Below are 1,130 nucleotides of genomic sequence, written 5' to 3' on the forward strand. Positions count from 1 at the left end.
AAGTCCGCGAGTTGTCAGGGATAATAGCGGAGGAAGGGGGTTATCATGTGACGGCAGAGAATGTGCATTTAAGAGGTGCAGTGATAGCCTCGACAAATCCAGCGGAGAGTGAGTTAACGACGAATAGATTCAGTTTTGAAGATATTGAAAATGAATCGAGTTACAGTGCCAGCAGTGCATCGATTTCAGGTGGTTATGGTAAAGGAAGGGATTATTATCGAGATGCGGATACACACCAAGTCGTGCCAGCAGGGAGTGCGAATGCGGAATTTATAGCAGGAGCGAAAGGCGCGAGTTTTAACGCAGGTTTACCGATGCACAATGAGGGCAAAGAGCGCAGTGTGACGAAGGCGACCTTAACGGCAGGGCGAATTGTGCTGAATAAAGATAGCCAACCGACAGAAACGACAGCCGAAGCGTTAGGAATAAATACGGATTTAAGTCAAGCTCAGAGTGAAGTGAGTAAAGCCAAAGATGTCACTCAGCTTTTAGCCGAGCAGAAAGAGATAGCGAAAGCGGTATCTGAGATAAAATCAGCGGTAGGGACTTATACGAGTAATCAGCAAGAAGAGGCGGAGCTTGCGGTTAAGCGGGCGGAAAAGGCATTAGCACAAGCGAAGCAAACAGGGAATCAGACTGAAATCACACAAAAACAAACCGCTCTTTTAGCGGCAGAAGAAGCGCAAGCGAAGTGGGGAGATAAAGGGGAATATAAACGGACAGCGGAGAGGCTGACTACATTATTGACGGGGATACTGGCTAAACAAGCGGCAGGGGGCATTGCGACCCAATTGATTTCACCGGAAGTGAATCAATGGATTAAAGAGGCAACCACCAATGACAAAGGGGAAACCGACAAAATTGCGAACACCCTAGCACATGCGATTTGGGGAGCGATAGAAGCAGCGGCGAATCAAGGCAACCCGACGTCAGGTGCGATAGCGGCGGCGAGTGCGGAGTTGGCTGCACCGATGTTAGCGAAGGTGCTATATAACAAAGACAAAGCAGAACAGCTGACTGCAGAGGAAAAAGCACAAATCACTGCGTTAAGTTCGATGACAGCCGCGGTGGCAGGTGGGCTAACGGCACAGAGTTCAAGTCAGAGTAACACGACGGTATCGAGTCTCACC

The 1,130-nt window shown here is 49.1% G+C and carries 1 protein-coding gene; it reads left to right on the forward strand.

The window, feature by feature from the left end:
• Positions 1-47: 47 nt before the first annotated feature.
• Positions 48-1,130 (forward strand): VENN motif pre-toxin domain-containing protein (locus ACFSAV_RS09255; RefSeq protein ID WP_379098870.1); only part of this gene is annotated, 1,083 nt, incomplete at its 3' end.

Source organism: Pasteurella oralis (genome assembly GCF_042681465.1).
Classification (GTDB): Bacteria; Pseudomonadota; Gammaproteobacteria; order Enterobacterales; family Pasteurellaceae; genus Pasteurella; species Pasteurella oralis.